Here is a 24,138-nt window from a genome sequence, read left to right as displayed (position 1 = left end):
TCATGAGTGTGATGACCCACCCGCGCCTCAAGCAGTTCCTGCGTTGGGAGCTCGTCGCCGGCGAGGGCGTGTTGCTGCTGGCCGAGACCGAGCGCGTTTTTCTCCGGGATCCGGTGTTCTGCGACATCATGCCGCTGCTGGACGGCATGCGCTCCATCAATGAAATCTTCACCGAGCTCTGCGAACGCATCCCGCCCGACCGCGTATTTGTGGCCATAAACCAGCTTCGTCGCAAAGGGTACCTCGCGGGCGGCGCGGTGGATACGCGCGACGGCGAGGCGGCGTTCTTGGAGCGGCTCGGCGCGAGCGCGGACGAGGCGCGCAGCCGGCTCTCGCGCCTCACGGCGACGGTCTCCGCGCACGGCGGCCTCGACGCCGCGCCGCTCGTCGACCTGCTGGAGTCGATGGGCGTGCGCGCCTCGCTCGTGCGAGGTGGCACAGAGCAGGTCTCGGGAGACCTGCACGTCGCGCTCACCGACGATTACCTCCGTCCAGAGCTCGCCGAGGTGAACCGCGCGTCGCTCGCCGCGGAGCGCCCCTTCCTGCTGCTGAAGCCCGTGGGCATCGAGCCGTGGCTCGGCCCCCTCGTCGTGCCCGGGCGCACGGGGTGCTGGGCCTGCCTCGCCCACCGCCTGCGCGGCCACCGCCGGATAGAGGCATATCTCCAATGGCTGAAGGGGACGGACGAGCCCTTTGGAGCGAGCCTCTCCTCGCTCCCCTCAACGCGCCAGATCGCCATGGCCCTGGCAGCCACCGAAGTGGTCAAATGGATGCTAGAGGGTCCAGAACCCGCGCTCTCCGGCAAGGTGGTCACGCTGAACGCATTGACCCTGGAGTGGCGCGAGCACCTCCTGACACGGCGACCACAGTGCCCGGCGTGCGGCCATCCGGACCAGATCGACCCGCGCGCGCCGCGGCCGCTCGTGCTGGAGAGGAGGGAGAAGCGGTTCACGACAGACGGCGGTTTTCGAGCAGAGCTCCCTGTAGACACCTTGGCCCGATTGAGCCGCCACGTCAGCCCGATCACCGGCATCATCGGCGCATTGCGCTCCACCGCGGCCGCGGGCGAGGACGTCACGATCACCTGCATCGCGGAACATGCCTTTGCTCCCCTGCAGAGCGAACCCTACGGCTTCCACGAGGGCCTGACGAAGCGATCCGGAGGCAAGGGTGCGCACCGCGATCAGGTGCAGGCCAGCGCCATCGGAGAAGCGATCGAGCGGTACTCCGGCGTCTTCCAGGGCGACGAGCCGCGGTTCGCCGCGGCGCGCGCGGACGTCGGCGAGGCCGCGATCCACCCCAACGCGTGCATGCTGTACGGCGAGCAGCAGTATCGGGAGCGGACGGCGTCGAACGCCTCAGGCTCCCGGACCCGGTGGGTGCCCGAGCCCTTTGACGAGACGCGGGTCATCGAGTGGACGCCGCTCTGGTCGCTGACGTCCTCCGCGTCACGGTACCTGCCGACGTCGTATTGCTACTACGGAGCTCCCGGCGAGGGAGCCCGCTTCGCCGTGGCCAACTCCAACGGCTGCGCGGCGGGCAGCACGCTTGAAGAGGCCGTGCTCCAGGGCTTTTTGGAGCTGGTGGAGCGCGACGGCGTCGCCATCTGGTGGTACAATCGCCTGCAGCGGCCAGGGGTGGATCTGGCGTCGTTCGACGATGCGTACATCGAGCGGCTGCGCGCGCACTACGACGCCCTGGGACGGGATCTCTGGGCCATCGATGTGACGAGCGACCTCGGCATTCCGACGTTCGCGGCGATCTCGCGGCGCCGCGACGCAGCGGAGGAGGGCATCCTGCTCGGGTTCGGTGCTCACCTCGACGCCCGCATCGCGTTGCGCCGCGCGCTGACCGAGGTCAATCAGTCCTTGGCCGCGGTGCCGCCGCCGGGCGACGGCGCCGTTCCCCAGCGCGGCGTGATCCCGGAGGCGTTCCGCTGGTGGCGCGCCGCATCGGTCGAGCGCCAGCCCTATCTCCGGGCGGACGGGCGCCTGCCGGCGAAGCGGCCCTCCGACTATCCAGCCCTCGCCGGCGATGATCTCCTGGCGGACGTCCACCGCTGCGTGAGGATCGCCGCCGAGCGAGGCATGGAGACGCTGGTGCTCGATCAGACCCGCCGCGACGTGGGGCTCCACGTCGTCCGCGTGGTCGTGCCGGGCCTACGCCATTTCTGGGCTCGCTTCGGCCCGGGACGACTCTATGATGTGCCCGTCCGCGAAGGGTGGCTGGAGGCGCCGCTCGCGGAGGCCGAGCTCAATTCATGGGTCGTATACGTCTGATGACAACGAACGTCTCTTCTTGCTAGTGTTTTGCCCTCCTTCAAGAGGTATTATGTCCGACAGTTTTCCTAGATTCAAGGCCGCTGTTGTGCAGGCGTCGTCGATACTCTACGACCGCGAAAAATGCCTCGATAAGGCTGTGGCGCTCATCGAAGAGGCCGCGAGCAAGGGGGCCGAGCTGGTCGCGCTGCCGGAGTCGTTCATCCCCGGTTACCCGTTTCACCTGTGGCTCGGCTCACCGATGTGGTACCAATCCCTGTTCAAGGAATGGTTTTGCAACAGCGTCGAGATCCCGAGCAAGACCGTCGAACGGCTCTGCGAGGTCGCGCGGAAGCGTCATATCAACGTGGTGATAGGCGTCACCGAGCGCGAGCACAATAGCTGCTACAACACGCTGCTCTACATCAGCCGGCGCGGGAAGCTGCTCGGCAAGCACCGCAAGGTGATGCCGACCCACGTGGAGCGCGCGCACTGGGGCCTGGGCGACGGCTCCGACCTCGTGACGGTGGACATGGATTTCGGGAGGCTGAGCGGCCTGCTCTGCATGGAGCACTCGATGGATCTGGTTCGGCACGCGCTGATCGCGCGGCACGCGAAGGTGCACGTCGCGGCCTGGGTCGGGTTCTCGAACGTCAAAGGCTGGGAGAGCTTCAATGAATCCACCTCCCTGTGCGCGCGCTACCACGCGTACGCAGGCGACTGCTTCGTGCTCAACGTGCAAAGCACCGCCAGCGAGCAGAACGTCGAGAGGCTCTGCGAGGGTGACTACCAGAGGCAGTACTTCAAGAAAGGCGGCGGCTGGAGCGCGATCATCAGTCCGGGAGGCAGCGTTCTCGCAGGCCCGCTGGTGGACGAGGAAGGCATCCTTTACGCCGATATCGATCTCAGCGCGATCGCCGACTGGGCGCACTGGCACGACGCCACGGGCCACTATGCGCGACCCGACGCGCTCAGCCTGATGGTGAACTCGGAGCGCAACCGCGTGTGCCGTCCGATGCAGGAGAGCGGGGCGGCGGCCCAGCTCGGACCCGCGGAGCAGCGCGGCGCCACGGCGCGCCTCGTGGAGGGGGTGGAGCAGCTCCTGGAGGCGGTTCGCCAGCAGAGGTCGGCGCCGGAGATCGAGAGGATGGCCGCCGAGGTGACCGCTCGGAGCCGAGCGGTGGATGGTCGCCGGACCTAGGGGAGGAAGCTCGCTGGAAGCTGTCAAGTGCAGACAGCGCACCGCGGCGGCGGCGGCGACGATCTCATTCAGGCGGGCTCGTCGGCGGATGACAAGAGATTTCTCATCGCGGGCCGCGGAGATTATGTATCGTGACCGTTGTGAGGGGCAGCACGTCCCTGATTGAACTGACCCGCACCCCTTTTACACAATCCGAGACGGAGAATGAATGATGACTGGCCATACTTCCAGTGCTGAACAAAAGAGCCCTTATGACATCTTCCTGGGGACATGGACAGGATTAATCAACTGCTTCAACCGCGAAGGTGAGCCGATTGGCCATTGGCCCTTCGAAGTCAAGTACGAGTGGGTGGTGGATAATCGGACGAAAGAGCGCTTCTTCTATTTCGTTGAACATATCGACTCGTTCTGGGACGACAAGAATAACGTTAACTGGCTTGGGGCCCAGGGGATCATTGTAGCCAAGAGCGGAGATCAACATCCCGACGAGATCGCCAGGAAGCACGAGACATACCTCAAGGATGAGCATTACAAGCCGACGGAGGTGGAGTTCTACGCTAAAGTCGACGGCAAACGGATCACGGCGACGAGCAAGTGCGGAAAGTACAACCTCACAGGCGCCGAGTCCGCCCCCGGAATCTTCCTTTTCATGGTCAGGTATAAGGAAGGCGGCGTCTATTTCTGCAACAACACCTACTTTGTCAACCCGAATCTGCGGCAGACCATCGGCCCGACGCTCGCCGATACTCTTCACCCCGGGGGGATTTGCGTGCACACAAAGGGCGCCGTCCAAAGCTTTAACGCCCAGACCTTCAACCGCGTCGTCGTCGGGCCGCTGCATGTGCCCGAGAGGCATGTCGACGTCCCCCGGCCCGAGGAGAAGGCCCATTCTCAGCGGGGTTTGGCGAACGTCTACGCGAAGGCCGCGCTGGACAGCGAGTTCCGTAAAAATCTAAAAGAAAATCCGAAGGAGGCGCTCGAGAAATACGCGAAGGAGCACGGCCTCCCGACGACCATCTTTGCGGGCGTCGATGCTAAGGAAGTCAAGCGCATCCTGGAGGAGGACTGCAACGACTCACCATGCCCCCCGATCTGCTGCTCCTGAGAGGGGACGCGCATGGGGCCCCATGACACCGTCGCAGCCGGCAGAGGCGGGCACGCCGTGGTCGTCGGCGGCGGTCTGGGCGGTCTCCTCGCGGCGCAGGTGCTTCGCCGCCGATTCGGCCGGGTCACGGTGATCGAGCGCGATCGTGACCTCAGCCGGCTCGGCCACCGCAAGGGCGTCCCCCAGGGGCGCTGCCTGCACCTGCTCATGGCCGGAGGCCTCAACCTCGTCGAGCGCATTCTCCCCGGCTTCGGCGACGACCTCGCCGGCGCCGGGGCGGTGCCGTTCGATTTCGGCGAGCAGGCGGCCGTGCGCTTGCAGCACGGGTGGCTGCCGCGGTTTCGATCCGGGATCATCGTGTACGCTTGCTCGCGCGGTCTCCTCGAAGGCGTCCTTCGCCGCCGGGTGCTCGCCGAGCCGGGGATCGTGCTCCTGGAAGGGCGGGTGGCCACGGGCCTCGTGGCCGCCGGCGGCGGCGTGACCGGGGTGCGCGTGCGCCGCGGCGACGACGCGGCGGGCGAGGCGCTCGACGCCGATCTCGTCGTGGTCGCCGACGGGAGCGGCTCGGCCCTGCCGGGCTGGCTCGTGGATCTCGGCCTCCCGCCGCCCGAAATCACGGAGATCGAAGCCGAGACGCAGTACACCTCGTGCTGGTTCGAGATCCCGCGCGCCTTCCGTGACGACTGGAGGTTCCTCTCCATCGCGGCGGCGGAGCGTCGTGATCTTCGCAGCGGCGCTGTCCTGGAGGCCGAGGGGCGGCGCTGGAGTGTGGTGTTGCTCGGACCCAGGGACGAGGAGGCGCCCGATGATCACGGTGCCTTCCTTCGCGCCGCATCCCGGCTCCCGGACCTGCGGCTCCACGACGCCCTCTCGGAGGCCCAGCCGCTCTCGCCCGTGCATCATTACGGGCGCAGCCGCAGTCGCATCTATCACTACGAGCGCGCAGGCGTGTGGCCGGATCGCCTCGTGGCCCTTGGCGACGCCGTGTGCGCCCTCGATCCGTATTTCGGGCTTGGAATGACGGCGTGCGCGCGCGGCGTCGACGACCTTGAACAGGAGCTCATGGCGGGACTCGTCGCCCCCGGCGGGACGCGGCGGTTCCAGGCGCGACTCGCACGGACGAACGCCGCTCCCTGGAAGATCGTCACCGGGCGCGATTGGGACGGCCGGGTGGACGCGATGCAATCGTTCGCTCTCGCCGGCGTCCTTCGCCTCGCGCCCGAGAGCCCGGCCGCAGCCCGCGTTCTCCTGGATCGCGTGCACCTGCTCGCGCCGCCCGACGCCATCCTGGCGCCGGAGGTCATGGAGCTCGTTGGCGCTGAGCTCGGTCAGCCCCTCGGCACCCCTCCGCGCACCGCGGGCTCGCGATGAACCGCGTCAACCCCGCACATCGGGCAGTGATCCGAGGAGGATCTCTCCCACTGACGTCGCGACGAGGACGTCCACGCCGACGATCTCGGCGAACAGACGCGCATCCCCGGCGCCGAGCGCGCACGCTCCGAGCCCCATGGCTGTGGCCGCGAGGTACACAGAGTGAAAGACGACACCAACCTCCTTGAGGATCAGGTTGTACGCGAGCGGTCCATAGCTCCAGGAGACCCGGGCGAAGCGGGCGGCAAGGATCATCAGGACCTGAGGCGGCGCTTCGACGCCGGTCGCGCGGGCGGCATCCTGGAGTAGCCGGTCCACGCCGCGATTTTTCCCACATACCAGTTCCAGGGCGTGTTCCTCCGGTACGTATCGAAACAAACCCGGATCGAGGCGGCGACAGCGATCCACGGCGAGGTATGCCTCGAGCGGATAACAGGCGCCGGCGCTGGGGTAGGGGCGGTCCGTGACCTCGTAGGGTTTCTCGGTGCTTGGAGGAGAAAAGCGGCGGACGCGCAGGGTCCGGAAGAGGAGCTCGCCCAGCGCGTCTACAGACAGGGGCGCGGCGCCGTGGCGCCGCACCGATCGCCGTGTCTCGACCACCGCCGCGAACGGCGGATCGTCGCTCACGAGCCGAGCGAGGTCCGGCGTCGAGAGGCTCACGCGCGCCGCGCCCGAGGGCGGAATGAGCGCCGGCGGCGGATCGAACCGGCCGCGGAACGGGTACGTCTTGCCAAGCTGTTCCACGTTGGTCCCGCGGCGGGTGCGGGCGTGGAAGAGCAGATCGTAGAATCCCCACATCGCGGAGTCAGGCGCGGTGTCCTCTTGGAAGGAGGCCTCGCCGTCGGCGCGGCACACGAGCCCGGTGCGATGCAGCAGGGCCAGCGTCGCGAAGACCACGTGCTCCGGCAGACCAGGCGAGCGCCGGACGAGCTCCGAGCAAGAGCTGGCCTCGCCGATGTCGTGGAGGAGCGGCATCAGCGCGCGGTCAAGCACGATCGCCTGCGCCCACGCGGCGGGGGATTCCACGAGTATCGCGGCGCCTTCGCGGCGGATCAGCGTGAACCGGGAGAGGCGGTAGATCGTCGTGGAGGCCGGCATCACGCCCGCGCAGCCGTGCGGAGGCGGGCGTGAGGGACGCGCAGTCAAGAGCGGCGTCCCGTCGTGCTCGACAGACCAGCAGAGAAGCCCGAGCTGATCGAGGAGCGAGAGAAAGCGTAAGAGCGATGTGAAGTCCATCTCCCCCGTCGCTTCGTGGTAGGCGTCGCGCAAACGGGCCTGGGTCGATCCATGGCCGAGCCGCTCGATCACGGCCACGACGCCGGTGTCCGATGAAAACTGGCCGGAGGCGAGCCGCAGGATGGACTCCACCTTCGCGGTGGGGGGGAGGCGCAGTACCCATGGGAAATCTTCAAAGCGCATCGGAGTTGACAGAGCTCGCCCGCAGGGGTTGATCGCAAATTCAAGCGCATGATAGCATGCCGTTGTGAAGCACCTCCAAGGCGAACTGGTCGGCCTGGTCCGGAGGCTCGCCGCGGAGCACGGCGACCTCGTCCGGTTCCCCCTCGGGACGAAGACCTATTACCTGCTCAATCGGCCCGCGTACGTGCGGCTCGTCCTCATCGAGAACGCGCACCGCCTGCGGAAGCCGGCGTTCCTGCTGGATTCGAACCGGGGTTACTGGGGAGACGGTCTCACCACGCAGGAGGGCGCGGTGTGGCGCAGCCGGCGCGCCCTCCTGCGACCCGCTTTTCGCGCAGGCGCGATCGGGCGACATCTGCAGATCACCGGCGCATGTACGCAGGAGATGCTGTCGACCTTTCGCCACGGCAGGCACGTGCGTCTGCGAACCGAGCTGCGTATTCTGGTGGCGCGCATCGCGGCGCGGTCGCTCTTCGACGCCGAGGTGGAGGGCTTCGGCTCGCCTGAGACACATCGACACCGCGCGGGGATGATTCGCTTCGACGAAGCGTTCGGTGAAGACTTCACTGGTGTCATGCGAGACGAGCCGATCGCCCCGCTCGCGCTCACGCGACCGCGCGCGCCGAGGCGCATGGACTCGACCCTGGCGATCATCGATGCGCGCCTCCGGAGCAGGGAGGATCGAGGGGATATGCTCTCGTTCCTGATGAATTCGAGATCTGCGGATGGCTCCTGCCTCACGCGAGAGGAGCTCATCGGTGAGATCATCCAGATGTTCCACGCGGGGCACGTCACCTTGACGCAAACGCTCTCGGATTTCTGGGTGGCGCTGTCCGGCGCCCCCGAGGCGGAGCGTCGCGTCCACGAAGAAGCAGCGCGCCTGCCGGACGGGTTTTCCATCACCGGGGATGCGGCGCTCCCCGTCTGCCGGGCGGCGTTGAAGGAGGCCATGCGCCTCAATGCGCCGGCGCCGATCCTCTTCCGGGAGGTCGCGCTTCCGTTCGCTGTTGGCAATCATTCGCTGGAAGTGGGGGCTGGCGTATGGATCTCGCCCCAGCTCCTCCATCGCGATCCGCGCAACTTCCCCGAGCCCGAGCGGTTCCGGTTGGAACGTTTCGATCGAGCTCAGCCAGTGAGCATCCAGGAATGTGCGTATCTGCCGTTTGGGGCGGGGCCGCGGACGTGCATCGGAAACCATCTGGCAATGGCGCAGATGAGCATCATCGTTGCCCTGACCGCCCGGCACTGTCGGTTGATCCCCCGGGACAACGGAGAGCTCTTCGACGTCGCTGCACCCTTGGCTCCACCATCCGGTCGGTGAGCTCTCCTCGCGATCACCGGGATGCGGTCGTCATCGGGGCGCGGGCGTGGCCGCGGGCGGCCGGGGCAGCGGGATCGGCCGCTGCAAGATCGCCTGGCGGCTCGTCACGTCGCTGAGCATCATCGTGAGCATCAGGCCGACGAGGAGCGCCGCCACGATCATGGGGAGGGCGTTCGTGAAGCGCTGCTCGATGAGGTGCATGAAGAAGAGCAGCACGAGCAGCGTCTTCACCGTGGCGATGAGCAGCGCAGCGACGACGTCGGCCTCGCCGAGGTGGGCCAGCGAGAGCAGGTAGGAGGCGAGCGTCAGCCCCATCAGGAGGAGCCAGACGATCACGTAGGTCCGCGAGGAGAGGTGCTTGACGGTCATGGGCGCAACGTGCCGTTAGCGGTGCATCAGTGCATCAGGTAGAGCATCGGCCAGAGGAATATCCAGATCACGTCGACCAGGTGCCAGTAGAGGCCGCCGAGCTCGATGTGCGTGTCGTTGCCCGCGCCGTACCGGCGCCGGAAGCACCCCCACGTGAGCCAGCCGAGGACCACGAGCCCCGCCGTGACGTGGATCGCGTGGAGCCCGGTCGTCAGGAAGTAGAGGGTGAAGAACATCTTCGCGCCGGCCTGCGGGAGCTCCTCGAAGCGGTAGGCCGAGCCGGGGAAGATCCCCTCGTGGAAGTGCTGGGTGTACTCGACGCCCTTCAGCACGAGGAAGGCGAGGCCGAGCGCGATGGCGCCGAGCAGGAGGCGGCCGGCCATCGTGGGCCGGTCGAGGCGCACGGCGTAGACGCTCAGCGCGACGAGCAGGCTGCTCGTCAGGAGGATCGCTGTGTTCGAGGTCCCGATGACGGCGTTGTTGTGCGCGACGCCGGCGCTGAACTCGTGGCCGAAGACCGCGCGGTAGGAGGCGTAGAGGGCGAAGAGCCCGGCGAAGAGCAGGACCTCGCTGGCGAGGAAGATCCACATGCCGAAATGCGCGGCGTGGGTCTGCTTCTCGAGATCCTCGAACTGCATGGCCAGCCGCGCCGGCGCGAGCTGCTCAGCGGGCGGTTGAGACTCGGGCATGGGCTTCCTCTTCGGTCAGGTGGTAATCGTACGGGCCGCGATCGATGACCGGCGTCACGGGGAAGTTGTGCTCCGGCGGGATGGGCGGCGTCATCCACTCGTAGCTCCGGGACCTCCATGGATTGGCGCTGGCGCGCGGCCCCCAGCGCAGGGCGATGAGGAGGTTGAGCAGCGCGAGCACGAGCGCGCCCGCGAGCAGGTAGGCCCCGCCCGTCGAGAGGACGTTCAGCCACTGGTACTGCGCCGGATAGCTGTAATAGCGGCGCGGCATCCCGGCGTTGCCCGCCAGGAACTGGGGGAGGAACGTCAGGATGAACCCAAGGAACACCCCGAACGAGGTGAGCAGCCCCATCGGCTCCGAGTAGGCGCGGCCGAACATCTTGGGGAACCAGTAGTGCGCCGCCGCGAGGAACGCTGTGAGCGTGCCGCCCACCATGATGAAATGGAAGTGGGCGACGACGAAATAGGTGTCGTGCCAGTGGACGTCGAGCGACTGCGTGGCCACGGCGACGCCCGTCATGCCGCCGAAGACGAAGAGGAACAGGAACCAGAAGAAATAGAGCATCGGGGTGTTGAACTGGATGGCCCCCCTGTGCAGCGTCGCCACCCAGGTGAAGACCTTGATGGCGGAGAAGATCGCGATGAACATCGAGAACGCGCCGAAGATCCCGGCGTCGAGCTCGCTCATCCCGGCCACGAACATGTGGTGCCCCCACCCCGCGAACCCGATCAGCGCGATGCCGAACGACGAGAGGGCGATCGCCCAGTAGGACGCCGGCTGCCGCTGCGCGAAGGTGCAGACCACCTCGCTGATGACCCCGAGCGCCGGGAGCACCATGATGTAGACGGCAGGGTGGGAGTAGAACCAGAACAGGTGCTGGAACAGCACGGGATCGCCGCCGAGCGTCGGATCGAAGACGCCGAAATGGTAGATGTGGTCCAGCCCGACGAGCAGGATCGTCAGGCCGAGGACGGGCGTCGCGAGCAGCATGATGATGCTCGTGCTGTAGATGGCCCACACGAAGAGCGGCACTCGCCCCCAGCTGATCCCGCGGGCCCGCATCGTGTGGGTCGTGGCGATGAAGTTCACCGCCGTCATGATCGACGAGACGCCGAGGATGAAGATGCCGATCACGACCGGAAGGACGCCCGCGGGCGTGGTCGTGCTGTACGGCGGGTAGAACGTCCAGCCGGTGTCGGCGCCCCCGGCGATCGTCGCCGCCAGCGTGACGACGGCGCCGATCGCGTAGACGTAGAGGCTCGCCAGGTTGAGGCGCGGGAAGGCGAGATCCTTGGCGCCGATCATGATCGGGAGGACGAAGTTCCCGAAGATGTTCGGGATCGATGGGATCATGAAGAGCCAGACCATGACCACGCCGTGGAGCGTGAACATGCGGTTGTAGATCGCCGCGCTGATCACGGTGGGCCCGGGGGTCAGGAGCTCGGTCCGGAGGACCAGCGCGAAGGCGCCGCCGAGCAGGAGCATCAGCACAACGAGCACGTAAAACATGAGCCCGATGCGCTTGTGATCGGTCGTGAGCAGCCACGATCGCACGCCCGCGCCGGCGCGGAGATAATCGACCTCGTGCGCGCCGTGGACGGGCGCTGTCCCCTCGACCTCGTGGGCCATCATGGCGTTACCCCCTCCGGCGTGACGCTGCTCCCGGGGACCCCGCCGTCCCACGGCACGTCGGGGCCGTGAGGGACGTCGCGGATCGATTTTATGAGCTCGATGATCGCGGCGACGTCGGGCGGCGCGATCTGTCCGAGATAGGACGGCATGACCGGCGGGAACCCGCGGTGCAGCGCGGCGAGCGGATCCATGATCGACTCCGTGATGTAGGCCTCGTCGGCGACGCGCTCGCCGCCGGACTCGAGCGGTACGACGGCGCGGTAGAGCCCGGCCCAGCTCGGGCCGACGTGCGGTGTTCCGTCGAGGGTGTGGCAGCGGAGGCAGCCGTGCTTCGCGGCGGCGAGCTCGCCGCGGCTCGGCATCGTCGGCTCCGCCTCGGCGAGCTCGTTCTCCGCCTCGGCGGCGGCCTTCTGCGCGAACGCCGGGGCGCTCGCCAGGCCGCCCGCGAGCCAGCGCTCGTAGTCGACCGGGTCGAGCGCGATCACCTGGCCGCGCATCTCGGAGTGGCTCGTGCCGCAGAACTCCGCGCACAGGATGGGGTAAGCGCCGGGCTCGTTCGCCTCGAACCAGGCCGTTGTGTACCGGCCAGGGATGACGTCCTGCTTGATGCGGAACGCGGGCACGTAGAAGCTGTGGATGACGTCGCGCGACGTCATGATGAGCCGGACCGGCCTGTGCGCGGGGACATAGAGCACCGAGATCTCGCTGTCTCCCCCCGGATAACCGAACTTCCACATCCACTGCTTGCCCGTGACATAGACGTCGAGCGCGTCGTCCGGCGCCGTGCGCAGGTCGGCGAACTGGCGCGTGCCGATGGTCCAGAACGTGAGGAAGAGGAAGCCCAGCGCGAAGAGCGACACCGTCTCGAGGAAGAGCGCCGGCCGGGCGAACGCCCCGGGGTGCGGCCGCGGCGTGTCCTGGGGCCGCCGGCGATAGCGGATCAGGAAATACCCGCCGATGAGCGTGATGAGGGCGGCGCCGCCCATCGTCACCAGGATGACGAAGTAGTGCAGCCCGTCGATCTCGCGGGCCAGCGAGGAGCGCTGCTCGGGCAAGAAGAGCAGCTGGCGCAGCAGCTCGTTCATCGCGCGCGCTCCAGTCTCCTGCGCCGCCGCCCTTGCCAGCCGAAGAAGGCGACCACCGCGGCGACCCAGGCCAGGATGGCGGCCCCGCCGAGCCTCAGGAAGCCGGCCACATAAGGGCCGTACCGGCGGCTCGCGGGGTCGTAGCGATAACACGTCATGAGCACGCGCTCGAGCGGGGTGCCTATCTGCCCCCGGCTCGCCTCGAGGAGCGAGAGGCGGAGATCGAGGGGGGAGAACTCGATGCCATAGAGGATCCGTGAGAGGCGGCCCTGCGGCGTGAGAACGAAGATGGCGGCGGGGTGCGCGTACTGCTCCGTCTGGGGGTCGTACGCGAACCGGAAGCCGAGATCGCCGGCGAGCGCGCGGATCTCGGGCAGCGCGCCGGTCAGGAAGGGCCAGGTCTCCGGCGTCGGCGCGCCGGCTAGGCCGAGGGCCGACAGCGCGGCTGTCCTCTTCCGCGCCGCCGTGGCCGGGGTGTCCCGCGGATCGAAGCTCACCGTGAGCGCGCGGTAGTCCTCGCCCAGCCGGTAATCGAGCTTCGCCATGCCGGCGACCAGGCCGCGCAGCACGAGGCCGCAGAGCGTCGGACAGCGGTAATAGGCGAGGACCAGGAGGACCGGTCGCCGCCCGTCGAAGTGCTCGGCGAGCGGGGCGCGCCGCCCGTCCATGTCGGTGAAGGGGAGCGCCGTGTCGATGGCGCTCCCGAGGCGCTCCTCGATGTCGGCCTCGCGCGCGGCGGGCGGGAGCGACGGCGGATCGGCGGCGGCCGCGACCGGCGCGCGCGCGAGCACGAGCGCGAGAAACGCCGTGGTGGACAGGTGGTGCATCCTCATCAGCGGCTCTCCTCCACGACGAGATTCATCGCGTCCTCGATCGGGATCTGCGCGAGCCCGCGGCTGCGGTCGACCCAGCCGAAGCGGCCGAGCTCCTCGCGCTTCCGGCGGTTCAGCGCCGTGCCGATGCCCTCTTCGCCCATCTCCTCGCGCCGGAAGATGCGCTGATCCACCCCGGCCACCTCGTCGCGCGGCAGGGAGATCTCACGGGCACGCTCGGCGCCCTTCCCCGCGGGGCGGAGCTCCGCCTCGCGCCCGCGCATGAGCATCCAGGCCCAGAGGCCCAGGACGATGAAGATCACGACGACGGCGAACGCGACGGCGAGGATCATCCTCCACTGGACGACATCCTCTTCCTGGTGCACGTCGGGACGGCGATAGTTGGACGTCATACGCTCTCGTAGCGGAAGGCGGCCGGCAGCGCCGGGTCGTTGACGGGGACGAGCGGCTTGCCGCGCACCCGCAGCACGGTGAACGCAACGCACGAGCCGACCACGGCGAGGAGGGCCGCCGCGTCGAGCCAGTGGAACGGCGCGCGGGCGCCGGGGGCCTCGGGCGCGACGAGCCAGTGCATGTCGAGGTAGTGCGCGACGAAGATCCAGGCGGCGACGGCCGACAGCCAGGCCGGGCGCCGCTTGATCCTGTAGTTGAGCAGGATCAGGAAGGGGATCACGAACCGCGTGAGCACGAGGATGAGGGACACGACCGCCCACGGGCCGTGGGAGCGGAGGACGTAGAACTCCACCTCTTCGGGCCTGTTCGCGATCCATATCAGCAGGAGCTGGAAGAACGCGGCGTAGGCCCAGAAGATGGTGAACGCGAGGAGGAGCCGGCCGAGCGCGTAGTAGTGCGACGCGTTCAGCCCGGGCAGGAGCCCGGCGCGCTCGGAGGCGAACGCGAGCACCGTGAGCAGCGCGATCGCCGCGACGAAGCCGCCGGCGAACACGTAGACGGGGAACATCGTCGACACCCACGTCGGCGCGAGGGACATGAGCCAGTCGAAGGCCGCGAACGAGAGCGTGAGCGCGACGGGCGGGAGGCCGGCGACGCTGATCACGCGGAGACGCCGGCTGTCCGCGAGCGCGGGGGTCGCGTCGCCCTGGATCGAGCCGCGCCGGAGCAGGGCGCCGAAGACGAGCCACACCGTGAAGTAGATCCCCGTCCTCACGAGGAAGAAGGGGAGGTTCAGGTAAGGCGTCTTGTGGAGCACGATGGATCGGACGTGCTCGTCGGCGATCGACTCGGGGCGGAGCCACTCCCCGTAGAGCGCGCCGAGGCCGAACAGGAGCGGGATGAACAGCGCGCAGAGGAGCGGCAGCGTCCCGACGATCGCCTCCGCGAGGCGGCGGACGGCCACCGGCCATGTCGCGGCCATGGCGTGGCAGATCATGAGGAACAGGAGCGCCCCGACCGCCGTGGTCACGGCGAAGGCGTAGGCCGCGAGGTAGGCGTAGAAGAGCCGCTCCCGGTCGACGAACGCGCCGACGACGAGGAGCAGGGCGCCGAGGAGCGCGAGGCCGAGAGACCTCGACACGATCGCGCGGCCGCCCCGGAAGATGGGGAATCGCCGGTTCACTGGAGCTCCTTGCGGGCGCGCTCGCGGAGGGGCGGGGGGAGCGCGTCGAGCGCGGTGGCGCGGCTCTTCCCGAGTGCCTTCACATAGGCCACGATCGCCCAGCGCTCCATCAGCGGGACCTGCGTCTCGTACGAGCGCATGAGGCCGTAGCCCTCGACGATGACCCGGTAGATGCGGCCGGGCGGGAACGCCTGTACGCGCGTGTCGACGAGGGATGGCGGGCGCCGCAGCGTCATGTTGCGCGCGACCTCCGACTCTCCATCTCCGGCGACCCCGTGGCAGGCGGCGCAGTGGATCTCGAAGCGCTCCTTCCCGTACTGGAGCAGCTCGATGGTCACCGGGACCGGGATGCGCGCCGCGTACGTTTCGCCCGTGAACCCGTGCGTGAGCCCGGGATCGCCGGTCACGCGGTCGTTCGGCACGGCGCCCGCCGGCGGGTGGCGCATGACCGAGCCGTCGTCGAAGAGGTCTGTCGGCTGGTAGGGCGCGAAGCGCCGCTGCCTGAGCATGCGCTCGAGATCCAGCAGGTCAGCGTCGCCCGGCTCGGCGTCGGCCGTGGTCACCGGCGTGCACGAGAGGCAGAGCGCCGCGGCCAGGCAGGAGAGCGAGAGGAGCCGTCCGCGCGTCATGAGCGCTCCTTTCCGGCCCAGGCCACGGTGATGGCGCCGAGATCGGTGAGATCTCGCTCGGTGATGGGGCTGATGAGCGCTGGATCGCGGGCGTCGATGCCGACCCAGAACCGATCGATGGAGGCGCGCTCGAACCCGGGGACGTCGAACACCGGGTGCCAGAGCTCGGGCAGCCGGGCGAGGACGAGCAGCACGACGAACCCGGTGAGGGAGGCCGAGAGCACCATCATCTCGAAGGTGATCGGTATGAAGGCCAGGGCCGCGTGCGCCGGCCGCCCGCCCACGATGAGCGGGTAGTCGTACGCATTGCAAAACCACTGGACGAGGTAGCCGCCCGCGGTGCCCGCGAGCGCCAAGGGCAGGATGATCCAGTTGAGCGGCGAGCGGCGGAGCCCGAGCGCCTCGTCGATGCCGTGGATCGGGTACGGCGTGAACGCGTCGAGCCGCCGGTATCCCCGGCTCCTGAGCTCCGCGATCGCCCGGAGCATCGCCTCGGGCGTCTCGAACTCGGCGAGCAGTCCTCTCCTCATCTCAGTGATCCTCCTTGTGGCTGAGCTCGTGGTTCAGCTCCTTGACCTCGGCCACGGGGATGAACGGGAAGAGGCGGAGGAAGATCAGGACGAGCAGCAGGAAGAAGCAGATCGTCCCGATGAACATCGAGATATCGACGTACGTCGGGTGGTAGGCGTGCCACGCCGACGGGATGAACTCGCGCTGCAGCCCCATGACGATGATCACGAACCGCTCGGACCACATCCCGACGTTCACGAGGATCGAGATGACCCAGAGCAAGGGCATGTTCCTCCGGACCCGCGGGAACCAGAGCAGCTGGGGGACGAGCACGTTGCAGATCATCTGCGCCCAGAAGATCGCGGCGTTCGGCCCGGCGGGGCGCGCGACGAAGAACTGGTAGATCTCGTATTCCGACCCGCTGTACCAGGCGGCGAAGAGCTCGATGATGTACGAGTAGATGACGATCCAGGCGGTGACGAGCGCCAGCTTGCTCAGGTTGTCGATGTGCCGCTGGGTGACGACGTTCCCCAGGTGGAAGATGCGGCGCGCCGGGATGAGCAGCGTCAGCACCATCGCGAACCCGGAGAAGATGGCCCCGGCGACGAAGAACGGGGGGAAGATGGTCGAGTGCCAGCCCGGGACGAGCGCCATCGCGAAATCGGTGCTCACGATCGAGTGCACCGAGAGCACGAGCGGCGTCGCGAGCCCGGCGAGCAACCCGTAGAGCAGCCGGTAGTGACGAAAGGTGACAGCGGAGCCGCGCCAGCCGAGCGACAGGACGCCGTAGACGACCCGGCGGAGGCGATTGGGGGCCCGGTCGCGGAGGGCCGCGAAGTCGGGGACGAGCCCGATGTACCAGAAGACGAGAGAGACCGTGAAGTACGTGAACACGGCCGCGGCGTCCCACGGCAGCGCGCTCTTGAACTGGGGCCATACCCTCAGGGTCGCGGGGTAGGGGACGAGCCAGTAGGCGAACCACGGCCGGCCGAGGTGCAGGAGCGGAAAGAGGCCCGCCTGGATGACCGCGAAGAGGGTCATCGCCTCGGCGAACCGGTTGATGCTCGTGCGCCAGCGCTGCTCCAGGAGGAGCAGGATCGCGGAGATGAACGTTCCCGCGTGGCCGATGCCGATCCAGAACACGAAGTTGATGATCCCGAACGCCCAGCCCACCGGGATGTTGTTTCCCCAGACACCGATGCCGGTGGTGACGGTGTAGAGGACGGCGAGCGCGAGCACGACCGTCCCGGCGCCGGTCAGGGCGAACGCCGCCCACCACAGCCTGGAACGCGGCTTCCAGACGACCGACAGGAGCTCTTCGGAGAGCTCCTCGTCGGTTGGCCGGCCGAGGATGAGGGGCTCCGTCACGGCTCGTCGAGCTCCGGGTTCTTGTTGTCGACGCGCGCGAGGTACATGGTCCTCGGCCGGGTGCCCTGGTCGTGGAGCACCGCGTAGCTCCGCGGCTCGCCCCGCCACGCCACCATCGCTGTCTCTCCGTGCGCGAGGGAGCCGAACTGGATCGCCTGCGTCGGACAGGCCTGCTGGCACGCGGTGACGACCTCTCCGGGGCGGATCGCGCGGTCTTCCACCCGCGCGGCGATCTCCGCCCGGCGGATCCGCTGGACGCAATAGGTGCACTTCTCCATGACGCCGCGCTCCCGCACCGTCACGTCGGGGTTGCGCTGGAGCTTCGTGAGCCCCGTGTTGTACGCGCGGAGCTCGCCGTAATCGAACCAGTTGAAGCGGCGGACCTTGTACGGGCAGTTGTTCGAGCAGAACCGCGTCCCGACGCAGCGGTTGTACGTCATCTCGTTGAGCCCGTCGGGGCTGTGCGTCGTCGCGTTCACGGGACACACGTACTCGCACGGCGCCTTCTCGCAGTGCTGGCACAGCATGGGCTGGTGGACGACGGCCGGGTTGCCCGGGTCTCGCGGGTCGTCGGACACGTACGTGTCGATGCGGAGCCAGTGCATCTCGCGGCTGTTCAGGACCTCCTCCTTGCCCACCACGACGACGTTGTTCTCTGCCTGGCACGCGGTGACGCACGCGCTGCAGCCGGTGCAGATCGTGAGATCGATCGTCATGGCCCATTGGTCCTTCGGCGCCCCGGGGGGAGGCGTCGGGGGCATGAGGGACGGCAATGGCCCCTTGAGCGCCTCCGTGAAGTCGGGGCGCTCGCGGTAGACGGCGAGGGGGATCGAGAGCGCTATGGGGCGCCCCTCCAGGCTCCAGTGCCTCTGCGTCAGGGCGAGCTTGTGCTTCTGGTCCGGCCGCTTCGTCACCGAGGCGCCTGCCGCGAAGAAGGGCGCGGCCGCGGTGCGGAGCCGGTACGCGTCGGACCCCACCCCCGCGGCGATCGACTCGGCGCCGCTGCGCCCGTAACCGAGCGCGAGGGACACCGTGCCGTCGGCGTGCCCCGGCGCGACGAGGACCGGTATCGAGATCGTTCGCCCCCCGAGCTCGAGATCGACAACATCCTCGCTCTCGACGCCGAGCGCCTTCGCCGTCGCCGGGCTGAGCAGCGCGGCGTTGTCCCAGGTGAGCTTGGTCATGGGATCGGGCAGCTCGAGGAGCCACGGGTTGTTGGCGAACCGGCCGTCATAGACGCTCGCGTCGGCCGAGAAGGCGATTTCGATGGCGTCCGCCTTCGGCGGGGCCGCCGCCGAGAGCTGCGCGAGCGCCGCGGTCACCCCGTCGAGCCGCAGCTCGGCGTCCGCGCGCGGGGCCGCGGTGCCCTCGACGAGCCCGCGCCGGAGCGCGTCCTCCCAGAACGCATCGAAATCGGCGCCGCCCCGGCGCGCGGCCCAGGCGTCGCGCAGGAGGTCGCGCGCGCTCTTCTGCGTCTCGCCCGCGAACACCGCGAGCACCTCGGCGGCGGTCCTGCCCTGGAAGAGCGGCTCGATGAGCGGCTGGATCAGCGAGCTCGTGCCGTCGTACGCGCGCGCGTCTCCCCAGGCCTCGAGATCGTGCGCGGCGGGCACGAACCAGTCGCAGCCCGCGGCGGTCTCGTCCTCGTAGAGCCCGAGGTAGACCCGGCTCGGGACGGAGCGGAGCAGCGCCGCGAGCTCGAGATCCGCGGGCGCCGTGTAAACCACGTTGTTCTCGAGGAGCACGAGGGTATCGACGGCGCCGCGGCGGAGCTCCTCTGCGAGCGCGGTGAGGTCCTGCTCGGCGGCGCCTGCCGTGATCAAGGTCCCCGCGGTGGTCCACGCCGCGCGGTCGTTGTGGAGCGCCGCGTTCATGAGGTGCGCGAGCGCGTGCACCTCGGGAGGCTGCCGCTCCCCCGCGACGACGACGCTCGCCGCGCCCCCGCGCGCGAGGTCGCGCGCCACCGCCCGGGCGAAGCGCCTCTCCGCCTCGCTGACCCGCGCACGGAGCGGATCGAGCGCGCCGAGCGCCTGGGGAGGGATGAGCCCCGGGCGCGCGCCCTCGGTCAGGAGCAGCTCGGCCGCGATCGCCGCGGCGAGCGCCGGCACGTCGCTCGGCCGCTTGCGCAGGCGGTGATCGGCCATGCTCCCCGTCGGGGTCAGCCCGGGCTCGATCACATAGAGCCGGTTCATGGTGCCTGTCGGCGAGCCGATGCGCCTGCGCTCCGCGAACTGGCGCGCATATCGGACGCTGAACGGCATCGACGCGAGGAAGTCGGCGTCGAGCGCGAGGATGACGTCGGCTGTCCGGAAGTCGTACTGCGCCTGGAGCGGAGCGCCGAAGGCGAGCTCGGCCCCGCGCGCCGGGTGCGCCGACCGAGCGGGCGCGTAGAACGTGAACCGGGCGGCCGGATAGCGCGCCTGGACGCGGCCGATGAGGTCGAGGAGGAGCGGAGAGCCGGTGGGCCGAAGGACGAACCGGAGCCCGGCGCCGCGATCGCTCCGGGCGCCCTCGAACTGCTGGACGAACGCGCGCCACGTCGCCGGGGCCGCGCCGCGGCGCGCCGCGCGCGCGCGGTGCTGATCGTAGAGGCCGAGCACCGACGCTTGCTCGTAGACGCCGGTCGAGCCGAGGCTCGCCGGGTGCTGCGGATTGCCCTCGACCTTCGTCGGCCGCCCCTCGTGGCTCTCGACGAGGATGCCCGTCGCGAACCCGTCGAGATCCAGGCTGGTGGCGTAATACCGGAGCACGCCCGGCGTCACCTCGGGCGGCGTCGTCACGTAAGGGACGATGTTGTCCCCAGCCCTCGCTCTGCACCCGGACACGCCGGCGAGCGCCATGCCCGCGCCGAGGAGCTCGAGCCAGCGCCGCCGGCTCATCGCGGCCGGATCGCCCACGCCCGCCGGGAGCTCCCGCGCCGCGGCCTCGACGAGCTCTGGTGACTCGAGGAGCTCCGCGAGGCTGCGCCAGTACGCTTTACCCGTCTTGCCGTCGAGCGCGGCGCTCCACGGGATCTGTTTCTGATCAGCCATCGTCCCTCTTCAGGTCATCGTTGGATCCGCGCCGCCGCCCTGACGGCGCTCCGCTGCTGGCCGCCCATGGCCCCTCGTCCTCTCGCGCTCTCGTAGGTGTCCTGGTCGCTCCTCGATGATCCCCTGTGTGTCGCTCCGTTCGCGCCCGCGCGCGCTCACCTGTGGCAGGCCGAGCAGTGGACGAGGTGCCGCACGCCGAGCTGCTGCGCGATCTGCCGGCCGATCCGCTCCGCGTCGGGGCCCGGGTCCCAGTCCATGTCCGTGATCGCCGAGAGCGGGCGGAGGTGGCGCTCCGGCGCCCTGTGGCACTCGAGGCACCAGCCCATCGTCATCGGCGTCGCCTGCCGGACCTCGGGCATCTGATCCACGCGGCCGTGGCACGTCACGCAGCCGACGCCCTTGTTCACGTGGATCGCGTGGTTGAAATAGACGAAGTCGGGCACGTCGTTGACGCGGTTCCAGACGATCGGCGTGCCCGAGAAATAGCTGTTCCGGACGAGCTCGAGCTTGGGGCTCTGATTCCAGATCTGGCTGTGACAGCCCATGCAGTCCGCTGTCGCCGGCATGCCCGCCGTGGCCGCCCGCCCGACGGTGTAATGGCAGAACCGGCACTCGATGGCGTCGTCCTGCACGTGGTGCCTGTGATCGAACTGCACGGGCTGCTGCACGGGCAGGTGCCGCCCGGTGTTCCAGTCCGAGCGCACGTAGATCATCGGCGCTGCCACGGCCGCCGCGCCGCCGAGGAGGACGGCGGCGATGGCGAGTCGGAAAGCGGTGTTGCTCCAGCGCGGAAAAACGGATGCCATGCTCTCGTGTGGTTGGCCTCGCTCGAGGTGCGGCGATGGGGCCAGCTCCATCGATATCGATGCGTGGATCGCAGGGCTCGTTTCGCGCTCTCGCCGCGCCTCGAACGCCGGCGTAGGCGCGTCAGGGGGAGGCCGCAGCGGCGCCGTCCGGCGTGCGCGCGCGGCGGGCGTCCTCGAACGCGCGCGGGGCGTGAGGGCGCCTCCAACACCGGATCTTCGCCGCCCTGGGCTTCGATCTACGATATCGTCCGGCCATGAGGCCGTCGAGCTCAGCCCTGTCGTCCCTTCCGGTGCTCGCGCTTGTTCTGGCGACCGAGCTCGCGTTCATCGCCTGCTCGCGCGAGGAGTCGATCTCTCCGCTGCCGCCCGGCACGACCGGCGGGGCCTCATCGGCCGCAGCCGGCGGAGCGGACGCGAGTGGGGGTGGCAGCAGCGGGGCTGGCGCGAGCGGGACTGGCGGCAGCGGGGCTGGCGCGAGCGGCGCTGCCGCGAGCGGGGTTGGCGGCAGCGGCGCTGACGGAAGCGGCGGCAGCGCCGCTGGCGGCAGCGGCGGCGGTGAGCCCGCGGAGGGATTCAGCTGTGCGCCGCCGAGCGAGGACGAGGGCGCGCTGAAGCTCACGACGGTCGTCTCCGGCCTCGATCACCCGCTCCTCGTGAAATCCGCGCCGGGCGACCCCACGCGGCTTTTCATCCTGACGCAGCCTGGCCAGATCCTCGTCCTCGACGACGGAGCGGCGGAGCCCAAGGTGTTTCTCGATATCCGGGACCGCGTCCTGTTCAATGACAACGGCGAGCGCGGTCTGCTCGGGCTCGCCTTCCACCCGGATTACGAGGACGGCGGTCGCTTCTTCGTCCACTACACGGACAAGGCGACGGGCGGCAACGCGCATGTGGTCGAGTTCGCGCGGGGAGAGCGACCGGACGTGGCCAGTCCAGACCCGGTGGCCACGTACCTCGAGGTCGTGGATCTACATCGGAACCACAACGGCGGTTCGCTCGAGTTCAGCCCGATCGACGGCTTCCTCTATCTCGGGCTCGGCGACGGAGGGGACAACAATGACGCCGGCCCCGGCCACGCGGACATCGGCAATGGCCAGGCGCTCACGACGCTGCTCGGGAAGATCCTTCGCCTCGACGTCTCGACACACCCGTACGGCATCCCGGAAGGCAACATGACGGGCGAAGGCGTCCTGCCCGAGATCTGGGACTATGGCTTGCGGAACCCGTACCGCTTCAGCTTCGACGCGTGCACGGGCGATCTCTACATCGCGGACGTCGGTCAGCGCCTCTGGGAGGAGATCGACATCGAGCCGGCCGGGCAGGGACGGAAGAACTACGGCTGGCGCCGGATGGAGGGCGCGCACTGCTTCATTCCCGCGGAGAGCTGCGATCTCGACGGGACCATCACGCTCCCCGCCGTCGAGTACGGCCATGCCGGGCAGGTCATCGAGGATTGCTCGGTCACCGGCGGCTACGTCTACCGGGGCAGCAGGATCCCGTGGCTCCGGGGGAGCTACTTCTACGGCGATTACTGCAGCGGCAGGGTCTGGACGCTCACCTATGAGGGCGGGGTGGCCTCCGCGCCCGTCGACCGGACGGACGATCTCGGATCGTTCGGTTTCCACATCGCCAGCTTCGGGCAGGATGGGGCCGGCGAGGTCTACGTGGTCGATCTCGGCGGCACCGTGTACCGCATCGATCCGGAATGAGCGCTCACGGTCCGGAGTGAGCGCTCAGGGCCCCCTTCACCGCGCCGGCGCACGGCTGTGCGCGCCGCGCTGGCGCAGCGCCGCGCCGGCGCCGGCCTTCACATGGACCAGCGGAGCCCGGCGTAGCGCGGGCCGATGACGAGCTCTGGCGGCGGCGCCGGCGCGGAGGCGGCCTGCTTCTCGGGCTGCACCGGCACCTTGCGGCCGCCGATGATGGCCAGCGGGATGCCGACGCCGGCGAGGACGAGCCCGCCGATGACGAGCCCGACGCCGGCGCCTTCCGTGCCGTCTTCCTCGTAGACCGCGTCTTCGGCGAACGGGTCGCTGGAGTCGTACCCGCAGCTGTCGTCGGAGCAGGAGGTGGAGGAGGCGATCACCAGGCCCCCGCCCAGGAGGGCGACGGTGCCGAGGCTCGTCAGGACGATGCCCGTGACCATCATCCCCTTGCTGCGGCGCTTGGTCAGCGGCGCAGCCGGAGGCGCCGGCGCATGCGCGGCGACCGGCGCGAACGGGGCGCCGCTCGCCCGCGGCGCGGTGGCGCCTGCGGGGGCCACCACGGCGCTCGGCGGAGGCCCGGCGGCGCGCGCCGGCGCGGGGGGGCCGCTCGGCGGGAGCGCGGCGTCGCGCGCCGGCGCGCCCGGGGGCAGCGGCGGGATGGCCAGCGTCTCCGAGGCGCCCGCCCGGCTGAGCTCCACGGACCTCGCGAACGGCGCTCGGCCGGCGGCGGAGGCCTCGACCGTGTGCTTCCCGGGATCCACGGGCACCGGCGTGCCCCACTGCGCGCGCCCCACGAGGGCGCCGTCGCGCTTCACCTGGAGGTCGGCCGGGGAGTCGGCCGGCGCCGTGATCGTCAGCCGGATGAGCCGCGGCTCGAGCGCGGCGGCGCGCTGCCGGGCGACCTTCTCGCGCTCCAGCTGGCCGGCGGCCTTCGACGCGCCGGCCACCTCGAGGAACATCGACCAGGCGCTCGCCGTCCGGCCGAGCTGCTCGTAGCAGGCCGCGAGGTTGAACTGCGTGCCGATGCCCGGGTCGAGCCGCTGGCTCTCCTCGAGCTTGGGGCACGCGTCGGCGTATTTCCCCTGGGCCATCAGCTGCTTGGCCGCGTCGAACAGGGCCTGCGCGGCCGCCGTGTCGGCCCTCGCGTCGCGGCCGCCCAGCAGGGCGGCAAGGAACATCGCGAGCGCCAGCAGGCGCCCGAGGTGCTGCACGGGCAGGCTCGTCATC

At 69.2% G+C, this 24,138-nt stretch carries 20 protein-coding genes; 6 read left to right on the top strand and 14 right to left on the bottom strand.

The window, feature by feature from the left end; translation table 11 throughout:
- Positions 1 to 2 precede the first annotated feature (2 nt).
- From WMF14_RS25420 to WMF14_RS25405, 4 genes are all read left to right on the top strand, one after another.
- Positions 3 to 2,279 (top strand): TOMM precursor leader peptide-binding protein, encoded by a 2,277-nt coding sequence (locus WMF14_RS25420; protein ID WP_437790191.1) that lies wholly within the window; start codon positions 3 to 5, stop codon positions 2,277 to 2,279.
- 52 nt (positions 2,280 to 2,331) lie between these two features.
- Positions 2,332 to 3,459, top strand: a complete 1,128-nt coding sequence (locus WMF14_RS25415) for a carbon-nitrogen hydrolase family protein (RefSeq protein WP_437790189.1) — start codon at positions 2,332 to 2,334, stop codon at positions 3,457 to 3,459.
- Between the two features lie 352 nt (positions 3,460 to 3,811).
- Entirely contained in the window at positions 3,812 to 4,564 is a 753-nt protein-coding gene (locus tag WMF14_RS25410) for a hypothetical protein (RefSeq protein ID WP_437790186.1), read from the top strand.
- A 12-nt stretch (positions 4,565 to 4,576) separates the two neighbouring features.
- Positions 4,577 to 5,935: an FAD-dependent monooxygenase gene (locus tag WMF14_RS25405; RefSeq protein WP_437790183.1), complete on the top strand. Its 1,359-nt coding sequence runs from the start codon at positions 4,577 to 4,579 to the stop codon at positions 5,933 to 5,935.
- Positions 5,936 to 5,941: 6 nt separating this feature from the next.
- On the opposite strand, the gene WMF14_RS25400 is transcribed toward WMF14_RS25405, so the two are convergent.
- Positions 5,942 to 7,033 (bottom strand): SagB family peptide dehydrogenase, encoded by a 1,092-nt coding sequence (locus WMF14_RS25400; protein ID WP_437804294.1) that lies wholly within the window; start codon positions 7,031 to 7,033, stop codon positions 5,942 to 5,944.
- Between the two features lie 385 nt (positions 7,034 to 7,418).
- On the opposite strand from WMF14_RS25400, the gene WMF14_RS25395 reads away from it, so the two are divergent.
- Positions 7,419 to 8,675 (top strand): cytochrome P450, encoded by a 1,257-nt coding sequence (locus WMF14_RS25395; protein WP_437790181.1) that lies wholly within the window; start codon positions 7,419 to 7,421, stop codon positions 8,673 to 8,675.
- Between the two features lie 30 nt (positions 8,676 to 8,705).
- Here the strand turns inward: WMF14_RS25395 and WMF14_RS25390 are convergent, their stop codons facing one another.
- The 12 genes from WMF14_RS25390 to WMF14_RS25335 form a co-directional block, all read right to left on the bottom strand.
- On the bottom strand, positions 8,706 to 9,044 hold the full coding sequence (locus WMF14_RS25390; protein ID WP_437790179.1) for a cytochrome C oxidase subunit IV family protein: 339 nt from the start codon (positions 9,042 to 9,044) through the stop codon (positions 8,706 to 8,708).
- A 26-nt stretch (positions 9,045 to 9,070) separates the two neighbouring features.
- Positions 9,071 to 9,733 carry a cytochrome c oxidase subunit 3 gene (locus WMF14_RS25385; protein ID WP_272093442.1) on the bottom strand — a complete coding sequence of 221 codons (663 nt, stop codon included), beginning with the start codon at positions 9,731 to 9,733 and terminating at the stop codon, positions 9,071 to 9,073.
- The gene (locus WMF14_RS25380) at positions 9,708 to 11,366 is read right to left on the bottom strand and encodes a cytochrome c oxidase subunit I (protein ID WP_437790176.1); all 1,659 of its coding nucleotides are present in this window, start codon (positions 11,364 to 11,366) and stop codon (positions 9,708 to 9,710) included. Before WMF14_RS25380 ends, WMF14_RS25385 begins: the two co-directional genes overlap by 26 nt.
- A complete protein-coding gene (coxB, locus tag WMF14_RS25375) occupies positions 11,363 to 12,451 on the bottom strand; it encodes a cytochrome c oxidase subunit II (RefSeq protein WP_437790174.1) in 1,089 nt (362 codons plus the stop codon). Before coxB ends, WMF14_RS25380 begins: the two co-directional genes overlap by 4 nt.
- On the bottom strand, positions 12,448 to 13,284 hold the full coding sequence (locus WMF14_RS25370) for an SCO family protein (protein ID WP_437790172.1): 837 nt from the start codon (positions 13,282 to 13,284) through the stop codon (positions 12,448 to 12,450). Before WMF14_RS25370 ends, coxB begins: the two co-directional genes overlap by 4 nt.
- On the bottom strand, positions 13,284 to 13,676 hold the full coding sequence (locus WMF14_RS25365) for a hypothetical protein (RefSeq protein ID WP_437790170.1): 393 nt from the start codon (positions 13,674 to 13,676) through the stop codon (positions 13,284 to 13,286). The genes WMF14_RS25370 and WMF14_RS25365 overlap by 1 nt, the downstream gene beginning before the upstream one ends.
- Positions 13,673 to 14,860, bottom strand: coding sequence for a hypothetical protein (locus tag WMF14_RS25360; RefSeq protein ID WP_437790168.1), 1,188 nt, complete (start codon positions 14,858 to 14,860; stop codon positions 13,673 to 13,675). The genes WMF14_RS25365 and WMF14_RS25360 overlap by 4 nt, the downstream gene beginning before the upstream one ends.
- A complete protein-coding gene (locus WMF14_RS25355; protein ID WP_437790166.1) occupies positions 14,857 to 15,489 on the bottom strand; it encodes a c-type cytochrome in 633 nt (210 codons plus the stop codon). Before WMF14_RS25355 ends, WMF14_RS25360 begins: the two co-directional genes overlap by 4 nt.
- Positions 15,486 to 16,019 carry a DUF3341 domain-containing protein gene (locus WMF14_RS25350; RefSeq protein ID WP_437790164.1) on the bottom strand — a complete coding sequence of 178 codons (534 nt, stop codon included), beginning with the start codon at positions 16,017 to 16,019 and terminating at the stop codon, positions 15,486 to 15,488. Before WMF14_RS25350 ends, WMF14_RS25355 begins: the two co-directional genes overlap by 4 nt.
- Position 16,020: 1 nt before the next feature.
- A complete protein-coding gene (gene nrfD / locus WMF14_RS25345; RefSeq protein ID WP_437790162.1) occupies positions 16,021 to 17,367 on the bottom strand; it encodes an NrfD/PsrC family molybdoenzyme membrane anchor subunit in 1,347 nt (448 codons plus the stop codon).
- Entirely contained in the window at positions 17,364 to 20,399 is a 3,036-nt protein-coding gene (locus WMF14_RS25340) for a TAT-variant-translocated molybdopterin oxidoreductase (protein WP_437790160.1), read from the bottom strand. Before WMF14_RS25340 ends, nrfD begins: the two co-directional genes overlap by 4 nt.
- A 155-nt stretch (positions 20,400 to 20,554) precedes the next feature.
- Positions 20,555 to 21,205 carry a cytochrome c3 family protein gene (locus WMF14_RS25335; protein WP_437790158.1) on the bottom strand — a complete coding sequence of 217 codons (651 nt, stop codon included), beginning with the start codon at positions 21,203 to 21,205 and terminating at the stop codon, positions 20,555 to 20,557.
- 254 nt (positions 21,206 to 21,459) lie between these two features.
- Here WMF14_RS25335 and WMF14_RS25330 point away from each other — a divergent pair, with 254 nt between their 5' ends.
- Positions 21,460 to 22,914 (top strand): PQQ-dependent sugar dehydrogenase, encoded by a 1,455-nt coding sequence (locus tag WMF14_RS25330; protein WP_437790156.1) that lies wholly within the window; start codon positions 21,460 to 21,462, stop codon positions 22,912 to 22,914.
- A gap of 98 nt (positions 22,915 to 23,012) precedes the next feature.
- On the opposite strand, the gene WMF14_RS25325 is transcribed toward WMF14_RS25330, so the two are convergent.
- Positions 23,013 to 24,137: a hypothetical protein gene (locus WMF14_RS25325; RefSeq protein ID WP_437790154.1), complete on the bottom strand. Its 1,125-nt coding sequence runs from the start codon at positions 24,135 to 24,137 to the stop codon at positions 23,013 to 23,015.
- Between the last annotated feature and the right edge of the window lies 1 nt (position 24,138).

Source organism: Sorangium sp. So ce693, from assembly GCF_051521375.1.
In the GTDB taxonomy this organism is placed as follows: domain Bacteria; phylum Myxococcota_A; class Polyangia; order Polyangiales; family Polyangiaceae; genus Sorangium; species Sorangium atrum.
Note: the sequence above shows the minus strand (reverse complement) of the source record. Positions and strands in the feature narration are given on the sequence as shown.